General features: G+C 39.8%; 15 protein-coding genes and 1 other RNA gene. 7 read left to right on the forward strand and 9 right to left on the reverse strand.

Translation table 11 applies throughout. The features are described from left to right. The first annotated feature begins 506 nt into the window (after positions 1 to 506). Positions 507 to 1,337: a hypothetical protein gene (locus Arg41_RS01885; RefSeq protein ID WP_092490446.1), complete on the forward strand. Its 831-nt coding sequence runs from the start codon at positions 507 to 509 to the stop codon at positions 1,335 to 1,337. Here the strand turns inward: Arg41_RS01885 and Arg41_RS08315 are convergent. The 6 genes from Arg41_RS08315 to dnaN all read right to left on the reverse strand — a co-directional run bounded on the left by Arg41_RS08315 (position 1,225) and on the right by dnaN (position 8,333). After that, the gene (locus Arg41_RS08315; protein ID WP_242641372.1) at positions 1,225 to 2,949 is read right to left on the reverse strand and encodes a hypothetical protein; all 1,725 of its coding nucleotides are present in this window, start codon (positions 2,947 to 2,949) and stop codon (positions 1,225 to 1,227) included. The two genes, Arg41_RS01885 and Arg41_RS08315, sit on opposite strands and share 113 nt — an antisense overlap. Before the next feature lie 144 nt (positions 2,950 to 3,093). After that, positions 3,094 to 3,190: signal recognition particle sRNA small type (gene ffs / locus Arg41_RS01895), an RNA gene on the reverse strand. Positions 3,191 to 3,241: 51 nt separating this feature from the next. Beyond that, the gene (locus tag Arg41_RS01900) at positions 3,242 to 4,159 is read right to left on the reverse strand and encodes an aspartate carbamoyltransferase catalytic subunit (protein WP_157722230.1); all 918 of its coding nucleotides are present in this window, start codon (positions 4,157 to 4,159) and stop codon (positions 3,242 to 3,244) included. Between the two features lie 14 nt (positions 4,160 to 4,173). Continuing rightward, positions 4,174 to 4,692, reverse strand: a complete 519-nt coding sequence (locus Arg41_RS01905) for a type III secretion system chaperone (protein WP_092342162.1) — start codon at positions 4,690 to 4,692, stop codon at positions 4,174 to 4,176. A gap of 92 nt (positions 4,693 to 4,784) precedes the next feature. Beyond that, entirely contained in the window at positions 4,785 to 7,172 is a 2,388-nt protein-coding gene (gene gyrB / locus Arg41_RS01910; RefSeq protein WP_092342160.1) for a DNA topoisomerase (ATP-hydrolyzing) subunit B, read from the reverse strand. 45 nt (positions 7,173 to 7,217) lie between these two features. Beyond that, the gene (gene dnaN / locus Arg41_RS01915; RefSeq protein ID WP_157722231.1) at positions 7,218 to 8,333 is read right to left on the reverse strand and encodes a DNA polymerase III subunit beta; all 1,116 of its coding nucleotides are present in this window, start codon (positions 8,331 to 8,333) and stop codon (positions 7,218 to 7,220) included. 610 nt (positions 8,334 to 8,943) lie between these two features. Here dnaN and Arg41_RS01920 point away from each other — a divergent pair. The 4 genes from Arg41_RS01920 to dnaA all read left to right on the forward strand — a co-directional run bounded on the left by Arg41_RS01920 (position 8,944) and on the right by dnaA (position 15,337). Then, positions 8,944 to 10,782, forward strand: coding sequence for a phosphoenolpyruvate carboxykinase (GTP) (locus Arg41_RS01920; protein WP_092342156.1), 1,839 nt, complete (start codon positions 8,944 to 8,946; stop codon positions 10,780 to 10,782). A gap of 54 nt (positions 10,783 to 10,836) precedes the next feature. Then, positions 10,837 to 12,663 (forward strand): penicillin-binding protein 2, encoded by a 1,827-nt coding sequence (mrdA, locus tag Arg41_RS01925; protein ID WP_092342154.1) that lies wholly within the window; start codon positions 10,837 to 10,839, stop codon positions 12,661 to 12,663. A 17-nt stretch (positions 12,664 to 12,680) separates the two neighbouring features. Continuing rightward, on the forward strand, positions 12,681 to 13,787 hold the full coding sequence (rodA, locus tag Arg41_RS01930) for a rod shape-determining protein RodA (RefSeq protein WP_092342152.1): 1,107 nt from the start codon (positions 12,681 to 12,683) through the stop codon (positions 13,785 to 13,787). Between the two features lie 113 nt (positions 13,788 to 13,900). Further along, positions 13,901 to 15,337 carry a chromosomal replication initiator protein DnaA gene (gene dnaA / locus Arg41_RS01935; RefSeq protein ID WP_092342150.1) on the forward strand — a complete coding sequence of 479 codons (1,437 nt, stop codon included), beginning with the start codon at positions 13,901 to 13,903 and terminating at the stop codon, positions 15,335 to 15,337. Between the two features lie 2 nt (positions 15,338 to 15,339). Here dnaA and mreD read toward each other — a convergent pair whose 3' ends face one another. From mreD to Arg41_RS01950, 3 genes are read right to left on the reverse strand one after another with little or no spacing between them, the layout of a single operon-like run. Further along, positions 15,340 to 15,855 (reverse strand): rod shape-determining protein MreD, encoded by a 516-nt coding sequence (gene mreD / locus Arg41_RS01940; RefSeq protein WP_092342148.1) that lies wholly within the window; start codon positions 15,853 to 15,855, stop codon positions 15,340 to 15,342. 15 nt (positions 15,856 to 15,870) lie between these two features. Continuing rightward, positions 15,871 to 16,782, reverse strand: a complete 912-nt coding sequence (mreC, locus tag Arg41_RS01945; RefSeq protein WP_092342146.1) for a rod shape-determining protein MreC — start codon at positions 16,780 to 16,782, stop codon at positions 15,871 to 15,873. Positions 16,783 to 16,785: 3 nt separating this feature from the next. After that, complete coding sequence (locus Arg41_RS01950) at positions 16,786 to 17,829, reverse strand: rod shape-determining protein (protein ID WP_092342144.1); 1,044 nt, start codon at positions 17,827 to 17,829, stop codon at positions 16,786 to 16,788. Positions 17,830 to 18,054: 225 nt separating this feature from the next. Here Arg41_RS01950 and Arg41_RS01955 point away from each other — a divergent pair, with 225 nt between their 5' ends. Further along, a complete protein-coding gene (locus tag Arg41_RS01955; protein ID WP_092342142.1) occupies positions 18,055 to 18,369 on the forward strand; it encodes an Asp-tRNA(Asn)/Glu-tRNA(Gln) amidotransferase subunit GatC in 315 nt (104 codons plus the stop codon). Positions 18,370 to 18,374: 5 nt separating this feature from the next. After that, positions 18,375 to 19,847 carry an Asp-tRNA(Asn)/Glu-tRNA(Gln) amidotransferase subunit GatA gene (gene gatA / locus Arg41_RS01960; protein WP_092342140.1) on the forward strand — a complete coding sequence of 491 codons (1,473 nt, stop codon included), beginning with the start codon at positions 18,375 to 18,377 and terminating at the stop codon, positions 19,845 to 19,847. The last annotated feature ends 1,042 nt before the right edge of the window (positions 19,848 to 20,889 follow it).

The following is a 20,889-nucleotide window of genomic DNA, read 5'->3' on the forward strand; positions in this document are numbered from 1 at the left end:
GTATCAAAATGAATTCCGGTAAAGAAACCCAAAAACATAAAATAAGAAAGTAATTTCAATAAATGTTCTCGAGAAAAACACTTTCCTTTGGCAACTACAGTGCCCCCCTAAGCACTAAGACAACAAAATTGGCCCAGATAGCACGAAATAGCGTCAAGTAGATAAAGCAAAGATTACGATGGAAATAAATAAGAAGGCTGATGATAAAGTAATTAATATTCAAGAATATTATTCTCATTTCTTTTTATGATTCACATTTTCAGACCAAGCATATTTTTCAACAGAATACAGGAACAAATCAAGCAATTATGAGACAAAAAGACAAAAAACAAATAAGTTTTTGAAAAAAAGCATTTTTTGACAACATATGGATAAACAAAACCTTAACTACTCCTTACGCAAAAACCAAATAATTCTAACCTAAGTATAGCATTTGATTGCTCATTTACTTTTTTACACTACTACAATAACACTTCCTATTTGATTGTTTTTATAGAAAAAACATTATGTGTACCGGTATTGGTTTAACCTCCCCTAGCCTGATTGAAGCTGAAAGTCAAACAGCAGAAAGCCCTTCCTGTACCGGGACAGAGGAAAAAATAGGATCAGAAATAAAAAGATATGAAGAAAGTCACACGTTTAACGAGATCTGCTTCTCTCAAGAACAGCCAACTAATTGTGGCTTGAGCACCTTTCCTTATTCGATAATGATACTAGAGGAACTGCAAACCAAACTCGAACAACTAGAAATATCAGTAAACCCGAGAAAAGAAAGTGAAGGAATCCTACTCAATGCTTACAAGAAAACATATCAGATAGACTTGGCTCTAGCACAACAAAGGGATTTTCTTTTTCCTCCTAGATCTGACTTAGAATTTATTTCTGAGTTTTTCGAACACATACTAAGAGCAGACTGGAACCAGGGCAGCACAACACTGCAGCAAATGAAGCAACAACAACAGCTATGTAGAGAAATATTCGAATCTCACAGAGATCTGAAATTATTAGCACCAAATTGGAGCAAAATAGATGAGGAATTAGCGGAACAAGCCAGAAGAACAAGTATCTCATCTAGAGCCTGCAATAAAGACCTGGCGGCCTTCATTAAAAGTCACTGTATGGTTGGTATATCTAACCTTGGCAATAACAGAAAAGTAGCAGCACAAGAAGCCCTCGATATTAGAAGCACTTTGCTTATGATAATCGATCAACACCACAATAATCCTAAAGAATTACATAAGTTATTTTTGAAAATCGACCCATCACTAGCATCAAGAGACGCCTATATTTCAACAAAGGATCAATTGGGGTCACATATTCTTCATCAATGCGTGTAGTAGTATAGTCAGTAGTTGTTGTTGCTCCAGTAGTTGTTGTTGCCCCAGTAGTTGTTGTTGCTTCAGTAGTTGTTGTTGCTTCAGTAGTTGTTGTTGCTTCAGTAGTTGTTGTTGCTTCAGTAGTTGTTGTTGCTTCAGTAGTTGGAGCAAATATTATCTTCGGTTCAACATCTAGAGCGTCCTCAATGGATATGACCTCTTTAACTCCTTGAGGAAAAATATCGCTCCCCAAATTTGAAACTTGACCAAATATTTTTATTCCATCTTCCCTCGCCCTTTTCACAGCACGCTCCATGGCTGGAGTATTGAAAGAACACGATGAAGTTTGCTCTGGGGGTACTACAATATAAATTGATGAAGGACCATTACTGGACGAAAGTTCTAAAACTGTATTGACAGCTGCAACAATATTAGATTCTGACAGCTGCTGAATCATTTCTTTACTGCCTGTCTTTTGATAGAAAGTAGCCCTCAAATCCACAACACTTGATCCTGGAACTAACTGTCCAAGCTGGTAGCTTATTAGGCTTCCATCTTTACATTCTCTAATATTGTTAGTCTGACTTTCTCGACAAACTACACTTCCTGCATTAAAACGTTCATCTTTGCAGAAATTACCAAGATTACTCCCATAATGACGGAAACATTTTGTATGGGTAACATTAACCCCAGGAATAGGAGAAGTTGCGTTTACTCCATCCGAAACAATAGCCATATTAACTTGCTTATATCTTCTACTTTTTTTACCAGAAGATGGAGAAGAAGAAGGAATGGAAGTAGTAGACGTGGCAGACGTAGTATCAGGAATAGATGTTGCCGTTTTCGGTTCCAGACCAGAGAACATATCATTACCATTGTACTGGCAGTTAACCAAATGTTTACCACTATAATAACTACCTCTTGAAGTAACAACTTCAATAGGAGATGACACCTCATCACACGACGATTCTGACAAAACAGCAGGAGCAGCACCTTGCATAAGGAAATGTTTCAAAACTTCCGGTCTGTTAAAACAGTCCTGCTCCAAAGTAATGTTCATTGGACACAGCTGCTCTTTTATAGTTATTGCTTGACCTAGATCAATTCTAATCTCAACATTTTTCAGCGCCGATTCATTTCTAAATATGCCAGTTTCACTAGCTGCCAATGGTAAAGTATCGTTCACCCTTTGTGGAAACATACCTTCTATGACCGAGTAAACCAAACTCGACTGATCAACGCTTGGTGGCAAATGAATACGGGCTGAAGTTACGGTAACGTTTGATAATTGATCAACTAAGGTTTCAGAAACACTGGTGCAATTGGCGCCAAATCCAGCAGAGACAAGACTACTAACAGTGGCCAACAAACTAGCTGCAGTAGAGCCAGTACCTTTAGATGCATCAAAAGCATCTTGAGATCTCTTCCGCCGACGACCAGCTTTATACATCTCGGTCAAAGGATTACTTGTATCGTCCTCCGGAGGCTCAGCCGTCCCCCTCCTAAGAGAACTAAACTCTTCCCATTTTTCTGAGGTTGACGATAAATAATCGTGGGTCTCTTCTTCTTGTGTGATATTAAAAAAAGAATAAATATAGTTCATCATTGGAGTAGGTTTTTTTAAATTCACCAAGATGAAGATAATCCTCTCATCGCCTTAATATTAAAAGCAACTTTTCACTTAGCCACAACCAACTTTTCTATTTCAAAAATTAGTTTTAACCAAAGCACATCTTAGAAACGTGAATAAGCACCCCCATTTACTAACTATATAAATACCAACGAGCCCTACCCCGGCACTCAAGCAAATTTGCATTGGCTGCTTTCTTCCGAATCTGACCAGATGGGCAAACACTGACGCGAGGGGGCCCGAGGCTCAATTGTAACAGAAATAGCACACAATAAAAATAGAAAAATACAATGAATCACCTTCCATACAACCATAAAAGACATGCCATTCTGACATACACCCCTAATCTAACCTGCTCAAAAATCTTACAACAGGGGAGCTCTAGGACATCACTAGATATTTCTACATTACGATTAATTGGTTGAGGGTGAATAACAATAGCACCTCTCTTTAAGTTATTAGCACGCGACTCATCAAACCTGTACAAACTTACATATTCATCCCAATCAATAACATCATTCTCAGAAAGTCTTTCGCGCTGAACACGAAGCAGGGAAACTACATCAACATCTGAGATACTTTCATCCAAAGACGTGGATAAACTTACGGAATCGAATAAAACATCCTCTTCTGGGTTGGGAAGGAACACTAACGGACCAACAACCCGTATGTCCACGCAACCAAGCATCTTAAGTATTTTTATTTGAGAACGAGCAACACGACTGTGTGCAACGTCACCGACAATTAAAACCGACAAATCAGAAACATCTTTTTTGTTGTAAATGGACATAGTAAAGACATCTAACAAGCCTTGGGTGGGGTGGTGTCTAGATCCGTGCCCACCACTGACAACATGGGTGCTAAACTCAAAATTTCTCAAGAAATGGTCGAAAAAATCACCATCAGAGTGCCTAATAACCAAAAAATCAGCGCCAAGGTGAACAATATTGAGAAGGGTGTCCTCGAAAGTCTCGCCCTTTGACAAGGAAGACCCACGAGGATAGAAATGGTGGACGGCAGCACCCAGACCGCAAGCAGCCACCTCAAAAGACATCCTAGTTCTGGTAGAGTCTTCATCAAAAGCAATAAAGACCCTAGTTTTACTCAAACTACTGCTGAAAGCAGAACTATCCTTAATCACCGACCTGGCTATGCCAAACAACTCCCTCAAGCCATTAACGCATAAATCACCCGGGTCAATCAAATGCCTCACAAAAATGTACCCAATTACGCCAAACGTGAAAAATCGGGTCTGCCATCCCCATCATCATTATCTCCACTGGTGGGGGCTGGATCAGAGCTAACTGCGGTACGACGATTGTCATGTGGGCTAACACCCTTCATAACCTCATCGAAAACAGATTCCCTAACTTCTTTTGAAAACTCCACAAACTGAGTCAATATGTTCTCAAACAGCTGGCAATTCAACATATCAACAACATGAGAAAACACTAACGTCAGCTCAGAAGAATTGGGGTTTAAAGCTATCCAAGTGCCACGGTTCTCATTTGCATAAATGTTGCGTCTAAGAACGGTTTCATAGCCTTCACGAAGCTTATAATCAGGAATAACGAACATTGGAGCAAAAAACACCACAAAGTCACTATTTTCAGGAACTTCAATGATCCAGCGATTAGCCTTATCCTTATCAACCAGCACACAAACTCTGTCAATCAAGGAAAACTTTGTTCCCAGTTTCTGAGAAATCTCTTTCAAAAACCCATCAATTTTAGATGCATTATCCATGAAACACCAATCAAAAATTAGACATCCCGCAAAAAAAGTACCATAGCAAAAAACCCCTTAATTGAAAAGGATATGGGACCTGTTAATTACCTCTATACATCTATATTTTTTACCTTTAAAGCATTATTCTCTATAAACATCCGTCTAGGCTCCACAACATCTCCCATGAGAGTACTAAAAATACCATCAGCTGCTATCATATCGTCAATCTTTACCTTCAATAAACGCCTAGAATCCCTGTTCAAAGTAGTTTCCCACAGTTGGTCAGGATTCATCTCCCCCAACCCTTTATAACGTTGATACGTAATATCACTTTGAACAGTATCCAATACTTTATCTAAAGCCTCGATAAATGAAGGATAAGTCAAAACATCCGAACCAGCCCTAACGGCTACCGACAAATTTGGAAAAAAATTGATATTACTATCAGAAAACTTCTTAAGAGTCATGTAGTTAGAAGAAAAGAAAAAATCAGCAGGAACAACGGCATTAACAGTATTTCCAAAATGCTTGCTCTCCAAGTTTATAAAGGCAGTATCATTAGTAATCTGAGCGCTACACGTAACATCATTTGCTGATAATAATTCGTTAAGATGATCGACAGACTGTAAAAATTCATCCCTAGACCCGAAGTTAATATAGGCACCTTTCATAATTGCCGTCAAAAATTCGTATCCGTACATACTAGAAAAATTCTTCACAACAGACTTAGCTGAAAAATAATCATGGGATAAACTGAAAATATCATCCCTTGAAAGCTCCTTCCCCTCAGATATAAAGCTATAGCTATCAAGCGCCATGGACAACACGTATGCCATCATCTCATGATCATCCTTTATGTACTTTTCTGTCTTGCCCTTTTTAACACGATAAAGGGGAGGCTGTGCTATGTATATGTGCCCCCTTTCGATGATCTCCGGCATTTGACGATAAAAAAACGTCAACAATAAAGTCCTTATGTGAGCGCCATCGACATCAGCATCGGTCATAATTATCACCTTGTGATAACGAAGCTTTTCTATGTTATAGTCATCTTTTCCTATGCATGTACCTAAAGTTTGTATCAAAGTAACTATTTCCTGAGACTCCAAAAGCCTGTCGTATCTTGCTTTTTCAACATTGAGTATCTTTCCTTTCAGTGGAAGTATAGCTTGGTAACGCCTGTCCCTTCCCTGCTTTGCAGAACCACCAGCAGAATCACCCTCCACGATAAACAACTCACTCTTTGATGGGTCTTTTTCCTGACAATCGGCTAACTTTGCGGAAAGACCAAGAGAGTCCAATACTCCCTTTCTCCTAGTTATGTCCCTAGCTTTTCTAGCTGCTTCACGAACTCGGGCCGATTCAATAATTTTCGCACAAATGGACTTAGCATCATTTGGTCGCTCTAACAAATACTCATTCAATTTAGCGGAAATCAATTCATCGACAACTTGCCTAACCTCAGAAGAAACCAATTTTTCCTTGGTTTGAGATGAAAATTTTGGCTCAGGAACCTTGACAGACAAAACACAAGTAAGACCTTCACGCATGTCTTCACCTAAAATTTCAATCTTGTTCTTTTTCAACAATTCATTTTTTTCTATATACTGGTTTATTATCCTTGTCATAGCAGAACGCAGACCAGTAAGGTGTGTTCCACCGTCCTTTTGAGGTATATTATTTGTGAAGCAGATAACATTCTCACTGTAGGAAGAATTCCACTGCATGGCAACCTCGACACCAACCGAGTTTATCATTCCGTTGGCATAAAACATTGTGCTATGTATAGAAGATCTGGACTTATCCACATATTCCACAAAACTTCTAACACCTCCCTTGCATTGGAACGTCTCTTGACGGGAACCAAGCTTGTCCACAATGGAAATAGTAACCCCATTATTTAAAAAAGAAAGCTCTCGCAATCGGTTAGCTAAGGTTTCATAATGAAACTTAATTTCACCAAATATTTCCCTGTCTGGCAAAAAATGGACAAAAGTACCACTCCGCTGAGAATCACCAACGATTTTCAACTTTGACGCTGGTACTCCTTTCTCAAAAGTAAGACTATACTCCTTGCCTTCCCTGCAAATAACCAAAATCAGCCATTCCGATAATGCGTTAACACAAGAAACACCAACACCATGCAAACCACCAGACACTTTGTAAGAATTGTTATCAAACTTTCCACCTGCATGCAATTCAGTCATAACAATCTCAGCAGCAGAACGCTTTAACTCATCATCTTCCTTGATTCCTACAGGAATACCACGCCCATTATCGTTAACACTTACAGAGTTATCTGGATGAATGGTTACGGAGATATCCTCGCAGTAACCAGCTAAAGCTTCATCAATAGAGTTATCTATGACCTCAAATACCATATGATGTAGGCCGCTACCGTCTGCGGTATCTCCTATGTACATTCCAGGACGTTTACGAACTGCCTCCAAGCCCTTTAATACAAGTATACTTGACGAATCATAGGTTGTCGCTGTCACGAAAAAACTCCTCCGATATTCACAAAATCACCTGCAAATGGTACGTCAAACACGTAGCGGCATAACAAGATAACCATACACACCAGTATCACTTTCTGGAAAAATAAGTAACGACTTTTTTTCAGAACTAATCGAAAAACAAACTTCTCCGTCAGAAAACACAGACAAAATATCAGTAATGTAACTGATATTATAAGCAACCTCATGAGTTTGGCCATCGTATGAGATGTCAAGCTCCTCGCATGCTTCTTCTATATCTGTCGCCAATGATAAAAAAGTAATCTTGCCGGTAGATAGTATCATACGAACACACGGGAACTTATCCTGGCAAAAAACGGATATCCTGTATAAAATCTGTAAAATCAATGACTTATCTACTTTCCAAGAAATATCAAAATCAGACGGTAATAATCTATTATGATTTGGAAAATTACCCTCTATCAACTTGGACAACAAAACAGTAGTGCTATAAGAAAACTGAACTTGCGATTGAGCTATAGCTACTTGCACGTGATCATTTTTATCAACAAGAGTACGAGACAACTCCGTGACCGTTTTTTGCGGAAGAATTACACTAAAATCGTCACAAGATACACTTGTCGCAACTACGGAGTATGCCATCCTGTGGCCATCCGTTGCTACTAAAAAAACATTGCCCCCACTGACTTTCAGTTGTACACCTTGGAGAAAAAATCTAATATCTTGTGTACTAGAAGCCGGTTTAACCAGATTTAGCCACTTTTTCAACACTATCTGTGGAAAACAAAGCTCCCGACATATCTTATCACGTAGAACTAAAACAGGAAAATCTGATGTAGGAAGTGTGGCCAAAGAATAGCGCCCTTTTCCAAACATCAATGTGACTTTAGAAGCAGATATCACTACATTTATATGAGTGCCAGATGGAATTCCTCTTAATATATCCAAGCACTTACGAGCATTAACAGTTACGGCGGTTTTTTCAGTAATGGTTGTTTCTATGGAAGACATCATTTGAATTTCCCCATCAGAAACCAAAATGGTACATCCTGAATCAATAAGAGAAATAAGGATATTTCCTAAAATGGGAATGCTCTGTTTTCGATCAACTATACCTATTAATTTTTGCAGAGGATGCAATAAATTATCCACAATTATTTCTAAGGTAATTTCGTTAGGCATTCTCATTCCTTCCATTGGTTACTATTGAAATAACAACCATTAATAAATAGAAGGTTCTTATCTTATCTTTCTTTCGTTACTTGTTTTTTATTTATTTATAGAAATACTAATGATAATAGTATCCCTAAATCTGTATACAATTACATTGTTATTTTATTTATTAAGTACTTAGTATATGCATATGCTTGTTTATTTATGCCTATTTTTCCTGTTATCAAAATTTAACAATATTTGGACCTTCTAATAAATCTAGGTGTTGTTAACAGAAAGGACCAAGATACTAACTGATTTTTTGTAAAGCATTGCTCATATGTGGAAAATTCTATGAATAAACTGCCCATAACTGTTGATAAATGGGTGTTTTCTTTATGTGATACACTGAGTTTTATAATACCCACAGTCTGTTGATAAGTATATATGCGTTACTAATGTGCTGTGTGTGTAAGGGTTGTAAATTTTGCACAGTTTGCTGTTTTGTTGCCTGTAGCAGGGCTTCTGTTGCGGCAATTATCTGAGCTATAATGGTTTAGTAGTTTTTATGGGTTAATATTTGTTTTTATGTCTTTTGTCGTTTAGGCTTAGTTGTTGTTTTTTTAGGATGATATTTTATATGACTGCATCTGGAGTTTATGAGATTAATAATCTAACTGTTCCTTCCTGGGTGGAAAGTGAGGGGCTTGTATCCTGGGTTCGTGGGGTTGTTTCTGTCGTACAACCTAGATCAGTTCATTGGTGTGATGGCTCTCAGCAAGAATATGATGCTTTGTGTAAGTTGCTAGTTAAATCAGGTTCTTTTATTCCTCTCAATGATAAACATCATCCTGGTTGTTTTTTGGCTCGTTCTCACCCTGATGATGTTGCTCGTGTTGAAGATAGAACATTCATTTGTTCTTCAACTGAAGATGAAGCCGGTCCCACCAACAATTGGTATGATCCTGATGAGATGAAGATTATACTCGGTGAATTGTTCAGTGGATCTATGAGTGGAAGGACATTGTATGTGGTTCCTTTTTGTATGGGTCCCATTGAGTCTCCTTGGTCTGCTGTAGGTGTGGAAATTACCGATTCTCCATATGTTGTAGTTAGCATGAGAATAATGACGCGTATGGGTATTGCTGCTGCTAGGAGGCTGGGTAGCAGCGATTGTTTTGTTAAATGCCTGCATTCTTCTGGCTATCCTTTGGTTGACGGTCAGCAAGATGTCTCCTGGCCATGTAATGATACTAAATACATTACCCACTTCCCTCAGTCTAGGGAGATAATTTCGTTTGGGTCTGGATATGGCGGAAATGCCTTGCTTGGCAAGAAATGCTTTGCTTTACGTCTTGCTTCTTGCATGGGAAGGGATGAGGGCTGGCTGGCTGAGCACATGCTTATTCTTGGGTGTGAATCTCCTGAGGGAGACAAGCACTATGTTGCTGCTGCTTTTCCGTCTGCTTGTGGAAAAACTAATTTCGCTATGATGTTACCACCTGATGGTTTGGACGGATGGAAGTTTACTACTGTTGGGGACGATATAGCGTGGATTCACGTTGGCAAGGATTCACGTTTCTACGCCATCAATGCTGAGAATGGATATTTCGGTGTTGCCCCGGGGACGTCTCCCAAGACTAATCCTTGTGCTGTGGATACTTTGAGAAAAAATACTATCTTTACTAACGTAGCTGTTGATGGTGATGGTTGTGTTTGGTGGGAGGGGTTGACCGATGAACCTCCAGCTTGTTTAACTGACTGGCAAGGTAATCCGTGGAAACGTGGTGATTCTAGGGCAGCTTCCCATCCAAATGCCAGATTTACTGCTCCTATTTCCCAGTGTCCGAGTGTTGATTCAAGCTGGGAGTCACCTAATGGTGTTCCTATCTCTGCTTTTATATTCGGCGGAAGGCGTTCTACTACGATGCCACTAGTTTTTGAGACGGAAGATTGGGATTCTGGAGTTTACTTTGCTGCTACTATGGGATCTGAGACTACTGCATCATCTTCTGGTGAAGTTGGTGTGGTTCGTCGAGATCCTTTTGCTATGCTTCCGTTCTGTGGATATAACATGGGTGAGTATTTCCGTCATTGGCTAAGTATGGGTAAAAAAGTCCCTTTAAGGAATCGTCCTCCGATATTTTTTGTCAACTGGTTCCTTAAGGAAGATGAGAGGTTTTTGTGGCCTGGTTTTTGTGATAATGCTCGCATTCTTAAGTGGATAATTCAGCGCTGTAAGAAGGATGTTGGAGCGGAGAGAAATGAGATTGGTTTGGGGCCGTCATACGATGATATTGACTGGACTGGGATTGATTTTTCGCGCGACCATTTTGATAAGCTGATGGGTATCGATCCGTGTTATTGGGCTGAGGAGATGCAGCAACGTGACGAGTTTATTAAGAAGTTTGAAGATAACCTGCCTTCAGTTATAGTGGACTGTCATCGGCTGTTGATGAAAAAGTTTGTTCAAAAGTAGCCAATTGTTTTGTAGAGTGCACTACTTTTTCTACCTATGTTATAACGAGGTGTTATGACATATTTTCGCGACAGCCAATTGTCTACCATAAGTTTCAGGATAGTTGTTGTAGCCATTTCCCTGTTTTTGTTTGTTGCTATTGTTGTTGTACACCTTTTTGACATTCAAGTGCTTAGGCATTCTTTCTACAAAAAGTTGGCGGATGATAACAGGATTGTGTTGATTCCTGTTCAGCCTAGCAGGGGGCTTATCAAGGATCGGGATGGAAGGGTTGTTGCTGATAATAAGCTTCACTACACGTTGGATGTTAAAAGCAACTATCTTGCTTCTCATCCTGATTTGTTGGACCGTTTTTCTCTTTTTTTTCCAATTACTTCCGAAGACAAAAAGGCTATATTTGCTGCACTAAGAGGTTCTCAGCATGGTGATCAGTATATAACTATAAAGGAAGATTTAACTGATTCGGATGTTTCCAGTTTTTCTTCATATAGGTTTTTGTTTCCATACATTTATCTAGGTACTCACTTTTTTAGGTACTATCCTTATGGTGATGTTGCTTCTCACCTCATGGGGTACATGGGAAATATTTCTGATAAGGATTGGAAAAATCTGGAAGAGACTAATTCTGCTGGCAATTACCGTGGAACTATGTTTATAGGGCAGCAAGGAGTTGAAAAACAGTACGAAGCATATTTGCACGGATTTACTGGTTATTCAGCATCAGAAGTAACCGCGGCAGGACAAGTTGTCCGTCCAGTAGGGAATCATCCACCACAAGATGGTTCTGATATCTATCTAACCATAGATTTTCCTTTGCAGCAATTTGCGGACAGCTTGATGAAGGGTAAGCGTGGCGCCATAGTAGTTTTGCAGCCTAAAACAGGGGAGATTTTAGCCTTATCTAGTTCTCCCAATGTTGATCCTAATTTGTTTTCTCGGGGAATTGATTCTAAGCACTGGAAAAATTACATTCGCAATGTTAATCACCCACTTATTAATCGTGTTACCAGTAGTTTGTATGCTCCAGGTTCAACTTATAAACCTTACGTTGCTCTTGCTGCTCTGATGCTTGGATATAGAACGCAATATCAAACAATTGATGACACTGGATACTTTATTCTTGGGAACCATAAGTTTCGTGATGATACAAAAGGTGGACACGGTCGTATTAACATTTCGGATGCAATCGCTCTTTCTTGTGATGTGTACTTTTTTCAGCTTGCTCATGAAATGGGCCCAGATGTTATTCATGATTTTAATAAGCAGTTTGGGTTCGGCGATAAAACAGGCATTGACCTTCCGTATGAGCTTTCCGGGATTTTGCCATCACGTTCATGGAAGAAGTCACATATTCATCAAAATTGGTATGATGGAGATTCAGTGAGTTTAGGAGTGGGTCAGGGCTACAATGCATTCACACCGATTCAGGTAGCTCAAGCTGTTCAGGTTTTGTCAAACCACGGTGAAATGATGCAGTTGCATATTGTTAAAGCTATTCAAGGTCAGGATAGAGTGGTTCCTATTTTACCAATAAAGAAAAGGGTAATGAAGTGGGATGATAAGGTAGGAAATGTCATTATCCAGTCTATGAGGAGAGTATGTAAAAGTGGGACAGCTAGGGATGTATTTAAGAATGTTTCCTATTCTGTAGCAGGTAAAACAGGCACTGCTCAAGTAGTTAATATGAAAGGAAATTATAATCCTAATGAGGTTGATGAGTTTGAGAGAGATCATTCTTGGTTCATAGCGTTTTCACCTGTGGACAATCCTGAGATTGCTTTGGTAGTTTTGGTTGAGAATGGAGGGTGGGGGGCCAAATCAGCGGCACCTGTTGCTCGAAAAATTATGGATTTTTACTACTACCACCGTGATGATACTTAAAGGCTTCAGGTGTATTTATGGTTGATCATAAGTGGTACAGCGTTATTGATTTCAATTTGCTTGTTAATGCGCTTTTCATTTGTTGTGCCGGACTTCTTGTTGTTTTTTCTGTTAATCCTAGCAAGTTATGGTCTGCTTTTTTTCACATAGGAATTTCATTGGTTCTTATGTATTGGGCAGCAAGTCAGCCCATAAATAATTTACAGAAAATTGCGGTAAAGTTGTACTTGGTGTCCCTTATTTTGCTGATAGCTGTGTTTTTTGTTGGCGATGTTTCTAAGGGTGCCAGAAGGTGGCTTAATTTTGGAATTTTTAGACTTCAACCGTCAGAGCTCATGAAATCTTCTATTCCATTGCTACTGTCTTCTATATTTTCTCAAAAGGAAGGATGGAACGATGTTAGGACGCACGTTACAGCTGCTATTGCTTTGATGGTGCCAGTTACGTTGGTGCTTAGACAACCTGACTTGGGCACCGCTTTGCTAATTTTTTCATCCGGGTTTTGTGTTTTGGTTTTGGTGGGACTAAATTGGAAAATTTTGGTATTAGGTGCTGTTGCTTTGGTGTCAATTTATCCCTTTTTATGTGGGGTTCCTCTTCCATCATTTATTGACCAACCATTGTTGCACCCTTACCAATGCAAGAGAGTGATTACTTTTTTAGATCCTTATGCTGACCCTTTTGGTTCAGGATATCATACCATACAGGCCACAATAGCCATTGGTTCAGGCGGGCTGTGGGGAGAAGGGTGGCTTCGTGGAACTCAGTCTCATCTTGATTTCATTCCTGAAGCTCATACTGATTTTGCATTTGCTGTTTTTGCCGAGGAGTTTGGATTTTTTGGTTCTGCAATACTAATATTGTTATACGGAAGTTTGATTTTAAGGAGTTTCTGGATTGCTTGTGGGGCTCAGTCTGTTTTTTCTCGTCTGTTGGCAGGTAGCTTGGCTTGTACTTTTTTGATCTATGTATCTGTTAATATTGGTATGGTTACCGGTTTGCTTCCAGTGGTTGGTGTTCCTCTACCATATGTTAGTTATGGAGGCTCATCTATGATGACATTGTTTTTTTCTTTGGGATTACTTATGAGCATTCATAGGCAGCGCCATTTGGTTTCAGTGTGAGACATTAGTGTTATCCAATTGATTTTGTATTTGGTGTAAACTTGTCCGGGCCTTTTCTATTTCCTCATCGCGGAGGATATTTTACTTTTTCACGCTAACTTTTGAAGAAATTTATGGAAGTTGAAACGACGGTTCAGGGGTTTTGGTCTTTTTGCTTGGATAAGCTCCGTGGTGAGCTCCCAAATCAGCAGTTTTCAACGTGGATCAATCCGCTTTCTGTCGTTGATGACGGACAGGGATCTTCTGATGTTGTGTCTGTGGTTGCCCCGAATCGTTTTGTTTTGCAATGGATAAGAGAAAGATATCTTCCTCGTGTTCAGCAGTTGGCAGAAGAGTACTGGGGAGACTCTGTAAAAGTTGTTCTTGTTTTGCCAAAAACATCTTCCTCTAGGCAGCCTTCGTCCTTATCGGTTAGTGTGGCAAGCCCCACAAAAGGTGGTGATTTACGTCGAGACGATGGTGTAGTAGTTGCCTCGACAGAGTTTCCTGCTCCGGTTGCTTCTTCTGATCATTCGCGTAGTGCTTACGAACGTACACGTTTGAATATACATTTGAATTTTGCTGAATTAGTGAGGGGGAAGGCAAATGATTTGGCTAATGCTGCTGCTCGTCAAGTTGCTCAAAGCCCTGGTTATTCTTATAACCCTCTGTTTATTTATGGGGGAGTTGGCTTGGGCAAGACCCACCTTATACAAGCTATAGGCAACGAGGCTTTCAGAAACAATTCAGCTAGAGTGGTTAGATATATTCATGCCAACGATTATTATGCTGATGTTGTTAAGGCCTACCAACAAGGGTCTTTTGATTCATTTGCTAGGTACTACAGATCTTTGGATGTTCTTTTGATTGATGACATTCAGTTTTTTAATAATAAAACGAGGACCCAGGAAGAGTTTTTTCATGTGTTTAATGCACTAATAGAGTCAAAGAAGCAAATCGTTATTACATGTGATACCTATCCTAAAGATATAACAGGACTAAGTGATCGCTTGATTTCTCGTTTTGACTGGGGATTGACGGTTGCTATTGAGCCTCCGGAACCGGAAATGAGAGTTGCTATTCTTATGAAGAAAGCAGAGTCAGAAGGGATTATTCTTCATGAGGATGTGTCGTTCTTTATCGCTAAACACCTTAAGTCTAATGTTAGGGAGCTAGAAGGGGCGCTAAATAAAGTTTTGGCGTATGCTCGTTTTCATGGCAGAGACATTACTCTTGAGTTGGCGCGAGAGGCTTTGAAAGATCTTCTTAACACCTATAATAGACAAATTACCATTGATCTTATACAAAAAACTGTTGCTGATTACTTCAAGATCAAGGTGTCTGAGCTTTATTCTAAGAAAAGATCTATTGGTATTGCAAGGCCGCGTCAGATAGCTATGGCTTTGGCAAGGGAGCTTACACCTGCCAGTTTGCCTCTAATAGGAGAAGCTTTTGGTGGACGAGATCATACAACTGTACTTCATGCTTGCAGGCATGTTGCCAGTTTGCGCCAAAAAGATCCGCGAATAAATCACGACGTTCACGTTCTGCTCCAGGTTCTCAAAGGATAGGACTATATGGGGGTCTCGTTTGATGATGTTGGCTTAAGCTGAGGGGATAGCAGTATGCTGGCGAATACGGGGTACATTGCTGCTGATACAATTGGTGACACTACTATACCTATTTGTTGGTATTTGCCAGCAAATATTATGAACATTATTGCTGTTAATGTGTTTTTGATCGATAGTACTAGCAATATAAGCAGAGCTTGGGCCCTTAGTGGTAGAGATAAGAAACGCACCGATATTTTATTTGCAATGGCAGTTGTTACCGTATAGCAAAGGGCGTTCTGTCCAATTGTTGTGTTGAAGTAGAGGTCGGTCAGAATTCCAATCAAGAATCCTGTTCCTGATTTGATGATTCTGTTTTCGCGCAAACACCAAAAGAAAAAGACTGTGTCTAAAATATTTATGAACTCAGCGGCTTTTCCTATGGATAAATTGATCAAAAAAGAAGCTATGATGGTGGATTGAACAAATAATGGATTAACTGGGAGCAAAATTGTATGTTTTCCACGAAGAAGCGGCATTTTGTTACACCTCTGTCATTGTCGATAGATAGATTTTTGGGCAACGTAGAGTTTTTCTTCTCCTAGTTGTATTACCTTGCGCGAAGGAATTACTATTACATATGGCGATAGTTTTTCTGTTGCGATTGGCTCAGTTGTTGCTTCCACTGTGTTTGCGTTGCTATTTTTTACGACGCTTATTATAGTTCCAACGCGAATGTGCCTCGGGTACAGTCCATCTATTCCTGATGTAACTACGGTATTTCCTGGCTCAATGTTGCTGTTCTGAGGCATCAATATTACTGATAGTGATTTACCTCTACCAACTGTTATTCCGGTAACTCCGCTAGGAAGTATCTCCACAGGAGTTTCCTGGTTGATTGCAGATAAGAGAGTTACTTCTGCATAATGCTGATACAGTCTGGTGACTTGACCGATTAGTCCTTGTTCATTTATTACTGGGTTGCCAAGCGCAATGCCATCGGATAGTCCCTTATTAAGGGTTAATTCAGTTATAAAAGGGTTTAGCCCCACTTTTATGATTTGGGCTGTGATCGAGTGCAGGTAATGGTTTTCATTATTTAGTTTTAGAATCCTGGATAAATTGTCGTTCTGTTCTTTTAGTGAACTGGTGTAGGCTTCTTGTACTTTTTGTCTAGATAACTCCCTGGATAACTCTGATACTTTTTGTGCGTTTGTCATGGCATTAGCAAATGCCGATGAGACCCTATATGGAAGCTCCAAAAACTTCATAAGGGATTCTTGAAATGGCTTCACGCAAGATCCTACAAAGAACTTTACCTCCTCCAGCCTGTGAAGTTTGTAGTCCAATGTCATTAAGCTCAAAGAAAGAACCACGTAAAATATGACCCACATTTTCTCATGCAGCTCATTTCTCCTGAAGAAAATTCGTTCTTTCTCAATTGTTACTTTTTCAGGACAAGACATTGTTTACTCAGACGCAAATACACCGATCATTTTGTCCATGCGTTCTAAGGCGATCCCAGACCCTTGAACCACACAAGTTAGAGGCTCTTCTGAAACGAATACCGGCAGGCCTGTTTCTTCAGTTAGTAGCCTGTCTAAGTTCCTCAGAAGAGCTCCTCCTCCTGTTAGGATCATGCCACGATCAGCTATATCAGCTCCAAGTTCAGGAGGGGTTTTCTCAAGCGCAATTTTTACTGCCCCAATGATACTGTTTAAAGGTTCTGATATGGCTTCCAGTATTTCATTTGATGATATGGTAAAGCTTCTAGGTATTCCTTCGGCAAGATTTCTTCCTTTTACTTCAATGTCACGTACTTCGCGACAGGGGAAAGCGGAACCTATCTGTTTTTTTATGAGTTCAGATGTGGCTTCTCCTATTAACATACCATAGTTGCGGCGTATGTAATTGATTATTGCTTCGTCAAATTTGTCTCCACCCACACGCACCGAACCAGCGTAGACCATTCCACCTAATGAAATTATTCCGACCTCAGTTGTTCCTCCTCCAATATCAACCACCATCGATCCAGTTGCCTCCTCCACTGGAAGTCCAGCTCCAATTGCAGCAGCCATCGGTTCTTCGATTAGGTAAACTTGAGATGCTCCAGCTCCAAGAGCCGATTCTCTGATTGCACGTCGTTCTACCTGTGTAGAACCACAGGGGACGCAAATTATTATTCTAGGGCTCGGGGTAAAAATAGACGTTGGATGTACCTTTTTTATAAACTGTTTAAGCATTTGTTCTGTGACGGCAAAATCAGCTATGACTCCATCCTTCATTGGTCTGATGGCAACTATATTTCCTGGCGTTTTACCAAGCATCTGTTTTGCTTCTGCACCAACTGCTTGCACAGAGCGCTTTCCATTAGGTCCGCCTGCTTGTCTTATGGCGACGACAGATGGTTCATCTAGCAGGATGCCTTTACCTCTGACGTAAATAAGTGTGTTGGCAGTTCCCAGATCAATGGCAAGGTCGTTGGAAAAGTAGCTCTTTAAACTCTCAAACATAGAAAATAACCCCTGGCGAGATACATCGTTTCACTCGACATTATTGCATAATTGATTCTGTTTTTTGTAGATTACCTTAGATCTGATAAATATCTATTTTTATTTAATATATGCAGAAGGATATATAGGTGAGGTTTTTTGTAAAAAGTATTTTTACGGATTTTTTGTTAAGAGCTAATTTTCTGGTAGCATCGACTCGGTTGAATCTTTGCTTGCGGGATAGAGATGGAGAAAAAAGTTTCCATGGTAGTAACAGATGAAGATGTCTATGATCTGGCAGCAGTATCCAGGATTAGTTTGTCTGAGACAGATTGCCAAATTTTTAGGGATCATTTGGCTAATATTTTTTTGACTATAGATGAGTTGTCAAGGGTAGAATGTGATGGTGATACCGAGCCGTTAATTTACCCTCTAGGGGATGGAATTGAGGTCAGGGACGATGTTTCCTATGTATGTGACTGTAGTTCACAGCTAGGGAGCAAAGCCCCCCTTTTCGATAAAGGACTATACCTTGTTCCTCCTGTTATTTCCAAAAGATGAGTTCCATGTTTTTTAAATCAGCAGTTGATTTGTCCAAAGATCTTATTGAAAGAAGGGTGTCCTGTGAGGAATTGGTTTCCTTGTTTATGGATAGAATAGAGCAGCTTAATCCGATTGTTAATGCCGTTATTTCATTTAATCGAGAGAAGGCTTTGCAGAAAGCAAGGATCATAGACAATAAGCGCCTTAGAAAGTCTGAGGTTGTTTCGCGGTGTGCTGGATTGCCCATAATTCATAAAGACATCTTGTGTACCGTTGATTTTCCGACTACTTGTGGGTCGAGGATGTTAAAGGATTTTGTTAGTCCTTATGATGCTCATGTTGTTTCTGTGCTTGAGAAGAAGGGCTTGGTTTCTCTAGGAAAGTCAAATATGGACGAGTTTGCGATGGGGGCATCGAATGAAAACTCGTTTTTTGGTCCGGCCTGCAACCCTTGGGCTCTTGATCGCGTTCCTGGAGGTTCATCTGGTGGTTCTGCTGTTGTTATTTCGGCTGGGTTGGCGCCGCTTTCTACAGGCACAGATACCGGGGGCTCAGTTAGACAGCCGGCTGCACTTACAGGGGTTACTGCACTTAAACCAACTTATGGTCTGGTTTCTCGTTACGGACTGGTTTCCTTTGCTTCTTCTTTTGATCAGGTAGGTCCTATGGCCCGATCGGTGGCAGATTGTGCTTTTATTCTTCAGGAAATGGTGGACTATGATAGTAGAGACTCAACTCAGTCTAATAGGCCTCCGGTTAATTATTTTGATGACTTGATGGCACAGGGTGTGGACTTATCCGGCATTACTGTTGGTCTTGTAAAAGAATTTTTTCCGCCGTCGTTAGATGCGGATGTCCTTTCAGTGGTTGAGTTAGCTATTGATGAGTTACGCAAGATGGGGGCCAATGTTAAGCTGGTGTCGTTACCCAAGGTTGGTCTTTCTGTGCCTCTTTACTATGTACTGTCTTCTGCTGAAGCTTCCTCTAACATGGCTCGTTTTGATGGGGTTAGGTATGGATTTCGTTCTACCTTGCCGTTTAATTCTTTGGATGAGTTCTACTCCAATACGCGGGGAGAGGGGTTTGGGGTTGAGGTTAAGCGACGCATTCTTACCGGTAATTTTGTTCTATCTTCTAGCAATTATGAGCGTTATTATTTGCGGGCCCAGAAAATTAGGCGTCTTGTTTCACAGGAGATTATCTCTGTTCTCTCCTCGTGTGATGTTCTTGCGGGACCAACCTCTCCTACAGTTGCTTTTAGAATAGGAGAGAGGGCCGAGAATGCTATAGACATGTATTATTCAGATATTTTTACTATCCCGGCAAATTTGGCAGGTCTTCCTGCTATTACTGTTCCTTGTGGTTTTTCTAATAATCTTCCTGTTGGTTTGCAATTTATCTCTAGTCACTTTGGCGAGCCGTGTTTATTTCGTGTTGGCCATGCTTTTCAGTGTCGTACCGATTATCATAAACAATATCCCAATATTATCTCGTAAACTGATATTAATCAGCAATATATAAATGATAAATCCAAATTTAGTTGGCGAGTATTAAGTTTATGTGCTTAGTTGGTCTTTTTGTTTGATCATATTATTAACATTAAACATGAATTTAATCTTTTGACCTTGTGTTATTGTTTCGGTGATCTATTTATTTTTATTCTTGAGCCGGAAGATGTTGTTGTGACAGCGTGCGATTTATCTGCGGATGTAGTTTTACTTATATTTAAGGCGACTAGTAGCAGTAGGTGATAATTAAATTTTTCATGCTGCCAATGATAGATAATAGTTAATCAATGGCTGTTTTTATGCCGATCACTTGTGTGATGTTCTTCGTCATGAATTATTGAAGGGGTGATTCATGTAGATGAGGAATTATTTAGTGCTGAGTGGTTTTTTGTGCGGCAGAGAGCTATTTTTAAGTATAGCTTTCTACAAAATGATGTTTTCCTGTTAGAAAAGCCGGTACTAGACCCTCTAGAGTTAATACGTATTTGGTTTTGGCATAGGAATTTATAACGAAGGAAAACGGTTGTTTTTTGTAGAAGAGGGTTTTTGTTATCACTATGTGTTGATGTGGTGTTTTTGGTAAATAGGCGCTGTTGGGTGTTGTTAGTTAAGATTTAAATTACTATTGGTGAATTATATAACCAGGAAGGTATATTTTGTTGTTCCTGGTGTATTTATAGATTGTGTGTTTGCTGAAATTATTATGACAGGAAGATATTTTGATGAAAGCCAGGCATGAATTTATATTTTCTTCGATTGAATAATATTTTTGATACTCTCGTGCCACCCCCCCTGTCGACTTTCTAATAATAGATAGAAGGATGTAAGTGCTGCGGGCATAAACCCACAGGCCTTTTTACTACCCAAGCAAGATTGTCAGGACCTCCTGTTATATTTATGTGTGCTTAGGTGGGCTATTCCCATTTCATGTTGTGCGCATACTTAAGTGTTTCGTTGGGTACCGTAAGTGATGTTATGGCGAGGCAATAATTAAACTAATTAGTGAAGTGCACCGTAGCAATGAGTAATA

Origin of the sequence: Candidatus Ichthyocystis hellenicum, from assembly GCF_001460935.1 — a bacterium.
In the GTDB taxonomy this organism is placed as follows: Bacteria; Pseudomonadota; Gammaproteobacteria; order Burkholderiales; family 2013Ark19i; genus Ichthyocystis; species Ichthyocystis hellenicum.